We start from the raw sequence: 7,730 nt of genomic DNA on the forward strand, positions 1-7,730 counted from the left end.
CAGTGTTACTTCTCATCAAGGAAAGTACTCCATTGATTCAACCACACATGTGATGTGAGAGACTTTTAAAGTGCCTCTTCCGAAGCTGTATCCAAGTCCATATCTACTGCGACAAACAAAGTGCTTAAGCGCTTAGCAGTTCGCAAAAATCCTAGACGAGCGAATATCAAATGGTCGATTTTAGGCATTCACTACGTAGTAAGAGCATTATTTATTTCGTGGAAATTATGTGTAGTGCATCCATCAACGTGGCTAAAAGCTGACGACACTGGCCTGTATTGCGAGCCAGGCCAGTTTTATATTGACCCTATGAATGAAGTGTCAACCGCACTTGTTACTCACGGCCACGCCGACCATGCGCGCGCCGGCCACCACAGTGTCTATGCCAGCGCAGAAACACTGGCCATTATGAAAACCCGCTATGGCGATGATATGGCAACACACCAACACGCCATAACGCTAGGTAAGTCAGTGACATTTAATGACGTTGCGGTCACTTTTTTCCCCGCCGGGCATATTTTAGGCTCCACCCAGATTCTTATTGAATATGCAGGCTACCGCGTTGTGGTTTCTGGCGACTATAAACGCCGCCACGATCCTACCTGCCCGCCGTTTGAAGTTGTCCCTTGCGATGTATTGATTACCGAGGCCACTTTTGGCCTTCCTGTGTTTAAACATCCACCTATAGAGCACGAAATAGATAAGCTCCTTCACTCGTTACGTGTTTTTCCCGAACGATGCCACCTTGTTGGTGCGTATGCCCTAGGGAAATGCCAGAGGGTTATTTTAGCGCTACGTGAAGCGGGGTACGAAAAGCCCATCTACTTACATGGTGCGCAGCTAAAGCTATGCGATTTATATGAACAGCTTGGAATAAGTCTAGGCGCTTTAATTCCTGTATCCGACGTCGCAGATAAAAAAGCACTGGCAGGTGAGATTGTATTAGCGCCCCCCTCGGCATTGGCCGACAGGTGGTCGAGAAGCTTACCCAATGTGCGCCCTGTTATGGCGTCTGGCTGGATGCAAATTCGCGCCCGTGCGAAGCAAAGAAATGCCGAACTACCGCTTATTATTTCCGATCACTGCGATTGGCCAGAATTATTACAAACCATTGAAGAAGTGAATCCCAAAGAAGTATGGGTGACCCACGGTAGAGAGGACGCGTTAATGTATCAAGCTGAAAAAATGGGGTTCAAAGCTAGGGCATTATCGCTTGTCGGCTACGATGAAGAAGAGCAAGGAGGCGACTAATGAAAGCATTTAGTAATTTGCTTGAGCAACTTTATTACACGTCGGGAAACAAAGCCAAAGCGCAACTCATTGCTGATTACATTGCCAACACACCTGACCCTGATCGTGGCTGGGCTATAGCCGCTATGGCCGGTACGTTGCGATTCGATTTTTTTAAGCGTAACACTGTGAAAAAGCTCATTACCGAACACACTGACTCTGCGCTTTTTGCAATGAGCTACGATTATGTGGGAGAGGTTAGCGAAACCGTGGCGCATTTATGGCCTTACAGTGAACCTACGGATAATCTTCCAAGTCTTACTGAAGTCGTAGAAACCTTTGCGTCTGTGAGTAAACAGAAGGTGTCGGAAACGCTAGCCAACTACCTGACGATAATGACCCCTGCACAGCGCTGGGCTTTATTGAAACTTGGCACCCGCGGATTGCGCATAGGCGTGTCGGCTCGCTCCATTAAACAAATACTGGCCGATTATGGCAATAAAGATATCAAAGAAATTGAAACGCTGTGGCACGCGGTTACACCACCCTACACCGACATGCTTGCTTGGCTAGAAGGCAAAGCTGACAAACCTGACATTGAAAATGCAGTTACTTTCCACCCCGTGATGCTCTCCCACCCTATTGAGGACAGCGATATTGATGCTTTTACGGAAAACACGTGGCAAATTGAAAACAAGTACGACGGTATTCGCGTTCAGCTTGCTGTTAAATCGGAGCCTATTGCCAGTAAATGCGCCACAAGAAAAGACCAGAACGATAACAAAAAAGGGCAAACAATAGATGAAGAGACGCCGGATAAGGCGCTTTTCTCACGCACAGGAGATGACATTAGCCATTCTTTTCCCGATCTACTTGAAACGGTAAAAGGAAATATGGTGCTAGACGGTGAACTACTGGTTATTCATAACGTAAAAGGCGACGCTTATGACGCTATGGCTTCACAGCCGAATGTCGACACATTCAATGCACTTCAGCAACGCCTCAACAAGAAAAAGCCAAGTAAAGCACTGCAAGCGTCTTCACCTGTTGGACTTATTGTCTACGATGCCTTGGTGCTAGATGGCAAAGATTTAACTGAGAAAACGTTGAAGGAACGTCGCCAGGCGCTCCACGAATGGTTTAACCATAACAAAAGCGAGCGCTTGTTTTTATCGGAAACCCTTTCTGCGAGCTCTCCTAAAAGCCTTCGTGAACTTCATGCCCGCGTTTGTCAAAATCGCGCGGTGGAAGGGTTGATGATAAAGCGCTTAGATAGCGAGTACATCCCCGGCCGTCCCAAAGGGGAATGGTTCAAGTGGAAGCGCGACCCGCTGGTGGTTGATGCGGTAATGATGTACGCACAGCGAGGGCACGGGAAACGATCGAGCTTCTATTCCGATTACACGTTCGGTGCATGGGAAGACGACCAACTTCTGCCAATAGGAAAAGCATATTCTGGATTTACCGACGAAGAACTTAAGAAGCTAGACAACTGGGTACGGCGCAATGCAGTGGGACGCTTTGGTCCTGTGCGGGAGGTAAAGAAAGATCTGGTGTTAGAAGTGGCTTTCGACGCGGTCCATCCTTCTTCAAGACATAAATCGGGGGTAGCGCTGCGCTTTCCTCGCATTCACCGTATTCGTTGGGATAAACCAGCCGCCGAAGCTGACACTCTAACCAACGTTAAAGCGTTAATCGAAAACTAACCACGTAAAAATACTTCCTAAGTAAGAAAAAATCGCTGAAAATGAAGTTTTACAGATGACCTCGGGCGGATTGCCTGAAGAACATAAAAATAGGAAATCGCCATGCCTAAGGCTAGTGAAATCAAAAAGAATAACACCGTGGTATTTGACGGTAAGACCTGCATAGTTAGAGATATAGAGCGCTCTGTACCCCAAGGTCGTGCAGGTGGCAGCATTTATCGCATGCGCATGTATGACGTCGTCACAGGTGCTAAGTACGACGAAACATTTAAAGACTCAGACACATTAGATATGGCTGATTTAATTCGTCGTCCGGCAATGTTTTCTTATGTTGATGGTGACGAATACATTTTTATGGATAAGGAAGACTACACGCCTTATCACTTGAACAAAGAAAGTATTGAAAATGAGGCGCTATTCATTAATGAAGACACCGACGGTATTCAGGTGGTTATTGTAAGTGAAGTGCCAGTAGCGTTAGATTTGCCAATGAGCGTAGAGCTTGAAGTTGTTGAGACAGACCCATCTATTAAAGGCGCCTCTGCTACATCTCGAACCAAGCCTGCCACGCTTTCAACCGGACTGGTTGTACAGGTGCCTGAATACATCAGCACTGGCGAATGGATTAAGGTAAACACCGAGGAACGCAAGTTCCAAAGTAGAGCGGATAAGCACTAAGCAACCAATACATCAGCTGACGCCACCTTTGCCGGTGCGCAGCTATTGAAGAAAAAAGGGTTCATTTTGAACCCTTTTGTTTATCTTAAGATAATCGATACTTATTTAGCGATATTAGCCTGCGTTGGCAATGCGCTAAATGCACCATACTGCGTTACCGTGTAAGCACCACAGCGGATAGCAAATTCCGTAGCTTCGCTTACATTCTCGAAGTTCTCCGCCCATGCGTCGAAGTCATCAGCGCATTTCACTTTTGTAGATAGGAAATATAAGAAGCCACCAATAAAAGAGTCACCCGCTGCTGTCGTGTCTTTTACATCCACTTTAGGTGACGCTAACGTGCCGCTGAATGACTTGGTAATATAGTGAATGGGCTCACCACCATCAGTCACCAATACAACTTTAACGCCGCTATCAAGCCATTGCTGAACTTTTGTATCAGCATTTTCTTCGCCATATAGCTCTGCGAGTTCTTCTCGGCTAGCCTTTAAAACAGACACTTTCTTTGCAGCTTCATCTATACGTGACGGCGCATTCGCTGTGTCATCCCAAAAAGCTGGGCGATAGTTAATATCCAAACACACCATCATGCCGTTTTCCTTCGCCTTGTTCAGAATAAACTCGGTACCAGGAATAAGTTCAGGGCCTGAAATAGAACCTGAACAAAAATGAAGCACTGTAGTTTTATCACAATCTATCGTCGACAAATCTTGCTCTGAAATATGTTTATGCGCGGCATTATCAACATAAAAATCAAAAGAGCGTTCGCCGTCTGCATCCAAGTTTACAAATGCCAAAGCCGTATTACCTTCATGTGTAGTCCACACGAAGTCAGTGTTTACTTTGTAGTGCTCTAGCATTTCTTTAAGAAACGCGCCAAAAGTATCGTCACCTACTTTCGAAACCATCGCACTCTCTCCACCTAGCTGAGCTACAGCGACTGCCACATTAGCAGGTGCACCACCCGCGTAGGGCTGGAAAGGTTTCATTGCTGGTATGTTGCCATCTTTGGGCGCAGCACCTTGGCTTAACATATCAATTAGCACTTCACCTAAACATAAAATCTTCATACCAGCCTCACTTAACAGAATTTAAAAATTGCAGCCTACCTATGCACAGTTCGCGCAAGGTTAACGAATCGTTAATTAATTGGGGCATAGTATTGTCGAAAGAACCAATTAAATCAACCTAATTGATTTAAACTTTTACGCAAAAATCAACGGGTGTGATAGGGTTGACGTAGTACTGTCGAATAAAGTTTTGTCTGAACAAGTACCTACACCATTTCTTAAATTTGATACACGGCTAGGTTGTTATTACACTCTAGCTTCTTAAAACGATAGATTGTAAATACATTGAATACTGAATCGGCCTTTCAACTACCATCACAAAAAGCACCTACATTGCTTGATAGCCGCTCAGCGAATGAACGGGATATCCTTACCCTAATTCGCCAACGCTCTTCATTGCCTAAAGCTGAAATAGCACAGTTAACGGGGCTGTCTGCACAATCAGCTACCGTGATCATTAAAAAACTAGAGGCTGACGGCCTAGTAAGGCGACTAGAGCCAATCAAAGGCGGAGTAGGCCAGCCCAAGGTGCCGTTTGGTCTCAATGAAAGCGGCGCGTTTGGTATAGGGCTGAAAGTAGGTCGACGAAGTTTCGATATGACGTTACTCGACTTAAAAGGCAATGTAAGAGCAACACTTCACGAGAAGTTCGCCTACCCGACCGTAAGCAACCTGCTTACCTTTGCAAAACGTGCTTTCAATGTACTCATTAAAAATTTGGATACCGACCAACAACGCCTAATCCGAGGTTTAGGTGTTGCTATGCCCTTCGAAATTTGGAGTTGGGCAGAAGAAGCCGGAGCCCCAAAAAATGAATTGGAAGAGTGGAGAGAGTTTAATCCACAAGCGGCGTTGGAAGATTTATTATCACTGCCTGTTTTTATAAAAAATGATGCTGGAGCAGCGTGCAGCGCAGAGATGTCGTTCGGTAATTCCCAAAACTACAATAGTTTTCTTTACATCTTTGTTGGCACATTCTTAGGCGGTGGCCTGGTACTCAATAACCAGTTAGTTAATGGAAAAACAGGCAACGCTGGGGCCGTTGGCTCTTTGCCCTTTTACAATGGCAGTACACAAAGCCAGTTAATAACCCAGTCTTCACTTTATTTGCTGGAAAGAAAGCTAAACGACGCTGGGCATAACGGTCAGCATATTTATGAATCGCCATCCCACTGGTCTTGTGACACGCGCTCAATAGAAGACTGGTTGAGCGAAACCGCCAGAGGATTGGCCTTTGCGACTCAATGTGCAATGAGCTTGTTAGACCTAGACGGCGTAATCATAGATGGCGCAATTCCTGATGATGTCAAAAACGCATTGGTCGCGCATACGCAAAGCGCGATGAAGACGCTTGATATGCGAGGCCTTGCTCAGGTACACATAAGCGAAGGTCTTGTAGGCAGAAAAGCGCAATCCATTGGAAGTGCAAACCTAGCTCTTCAGGCAAATTATTACTAATCATCTAACATCTCAAAAGGTTTGGCTTTGGGCAGTATGAAAGAAGGAAAGCATGACATTTTAATTTTAGATGGCGGCATGGGGCGAGAGCTGAAAAAGACTGGTGCGCCCTTTAAGCAGCCAGAGTGGTCAGCACTGGCACTAATGCAAACACCTGAATTAGTAAGTGATGTGCACAAACGTTTTCTTGAAGCCGGTGCCTGCGTTATTACCACTAACGCCTATGCGCTTGTACCTTTTCATATTGGAGAAAATACATTTAGGGAGCAGGCTTTTACTCTGGCCCAGAGTGCGGCCGAACTCGCTCGAGGTGCAGTAGACACATTAAAGAGCGATGGTGGCAATAAGCGATTTGTCGCGGGTAGCGTACCTCCGGCTTTTGGTTCTTACCGCCCAGATTTATTTGATGCAACCCGTGTAGGCGACATTCTCACACCGCTTATTAAAGCGCAGGAGCCCTATGTTGATGTTTGGTTGATTGAAACTGCAAGCTCGGTAGAAGAAGCTGAAGCCGTGGTATCACTCATAAAACAGCACTCTTCACTGCCTATCTGGCTGTCATTCTCCGTTAGTAATCGGGAAACATCTAACGAGCCTGTGACATTGCGCTCTGGTGAGCCGCTAAGTGAGATAGCGCCAATATTGAGCGAAGTACAGAGCGTGCTTTTCAATTGTTCGCAGCCGGAAGAGATGGAAGACGCTATTTCAATAACGCGAAGTTTAAATACTTCGATTAATATTGGCGCTTATGCAAATAGCTTTTCTGAGAGAAAACGTACGCACGCGGCCAACGCGCTACTTTCCGAAATGCGTGATGACATAACCCCCGCCCGCTATGTTGAATACGTTAAAACTTGGGTGGCTGCTGGCGCAACTATCATCGGGGGCTGCTGTGGTATCGGCCCTGGACATATACAAGCTATTAGCCAAGCATATCCACACCAAGTAAGTGATAAACTATTTTAGTACTAAAGGTGAACCTTGACTGACGGGTCGCTTTCGGTTTTATCTTACGAAGTCTTTCGCTTCATAATACGCTATTTGATGGCTACTGCATGTAGAGAACATGGCTGATGTCATGGATTACCCTCACCACTATGAAGAGTCATTCGAGCTTGTCTACAAACCGAGTTTTGCGTTTGGCTGGCTTAATCGATTTGTAGACTCACTAACAACAGCTACATCAAATTAGTGCTCAGGAAATCTAGCATCCCTTTATACAGTTCCTGTCTATCGCCCTCATCATAGACACCGTGGCCTGCTTGCGAATATTGTAGGTAAACTGGCGGGTTGTTCACTTTTGCTAGCTTATCGGCTAGCGCTTCTGCATTTATTTCAGGTACACGACGGTCTTTTGAACCATGGATAAGCATTACTTTTGCCTTGATCTTGTCAGCGTGAGTAATAGGAGAAAACGCCGCTAGTTGCGCTTTATCTGTGCCAATTACTTCTTGCAAATAGGCTTTGCCTCCCCAGCTTGTAGGAATGTCACTTTCAGAATAAACATACTGCAGATCGTAGATCCCTACATAGCCAATAGTGCATCGATACAAATCTGGGTCTCTGACTGCAGCCATAAGCGCAGCAT

The 7,730-nt window shown here is 45.8% G+C and carries 7 protein-coding genes; 5 read left to right on the top strand and 2 right to left on the bottom strand.

What is annotated here, in order from left to right:
- Positions 1-234: 234 nt before the first annotated feature.
- The 3 genes from BIZ39_RS10335 to yeiP all read left to right on the top strand — a co-directional run bounded on the left by BIZ39_RS10335 (position 235) and on the right by yeiP (position 3,614).
- A complete protein-coding gene (locus BIZ39_RS10335) occupies positions 235-1,251 on the top strand; it encodes a ligase-associated DNA damage response exonuclease (protein WP_039229360.1) in 1,017 nt (338 codons plus the stop codon).
- Positions 1,251-2,936, top strand: a complete 1,686-nt coding sequence (locus BIZ39_RS10340) for a cisplatin damage response ATP-dependent DNA ligase (RefSeq protein ID WP_156078945.1) — start codon at positions 1,251-1,253, stop codon at positions 2,934-2,936. Before BIZ39_RS10335 ends, BIZ39_RS10340 begins: the two co-directional genes overlap by 1 nt.
- 102 nt (positions 2,937-3,038) lie before the next feature.
- On the top strand, positions 3,039-3,614 hold the full coding sequence (yeiP, locus tag BIZ39_RS10345; RefSeq protein ID WP_014951071.1) for an elongation factor P-like protein YeiP: 576 nt from the start codon (positions 3,039-3,041) through the stop codon (positions 3,612-3,614).
- Between the two features lie 101 nt (positions 3,615-3,715).
- Here the strand turns inward: yeiP and BIZ39_RS10350 are convergent, their stop codons facing one another.
- Positions 3,716-4,684 (bottom strand): carbohydrate kinase family protein, encoded by a 969-nt coding sequence (locus BIZ39_RS10350; RefSeq protein WP_187446916.1) that lies wholly within the window; start codon positions 4,682-4,684, stop codon positions 3,716-3,718.
- A 285-nt stretch (positions 4,685-4,969) separates the two neighbouring features.
- Between BIZ39_RS10350 and BIZ39_RS10355 the strand changes: the two genes are divergently transcribed.
- On the top strand, positions 4,970-6,142 hold the full coding sequence (locus tag BIZ39_RS10355) for an ROK family transcriptional regulator (RefSeq protein WP_187446917.1): 1,173 nt from the start codon (positions 4,970-4,972) through the stop codon (positions 6,140-6,142).
- 36 nt (positions 6,143-6,178) lie between these two features.
- Positions 6,179-7,108, top strand: coding sequence for a homocysteine S-methyltransferase family protein (locus BIZ39_RS10360; protein ID WP_187446918.1), 930 nt, complete (start codon positions 6,179-6,181; stop codon positions 7,106-7,108).
- 212 nt (positions 7,109-7,320) lie between these two features.
- Here BIZ39_RS10360 and BIZ39_RS10365 read toward each other — a convergent pair.
- Positions 7,321-7,730, bottom strand: a 410-nt coding sequence (locus BIZ39_RS10365; RefSeq protein WP_187446919.1) for an alpha/beta hydrolase family protein, incomplete at its 5' end; no start/stop codon positions are given.

This window comes from Alteromonas sp. BZK5, from assembly GCF_014349115.1.
Taxonomy (GTDB): domain Bacteria; phylum Pseudomonadota; class Gammaproteobacteria; order Enterobacterales; family Alteromonadaceae; genus Alteromonas; species Alteromonas macleodii.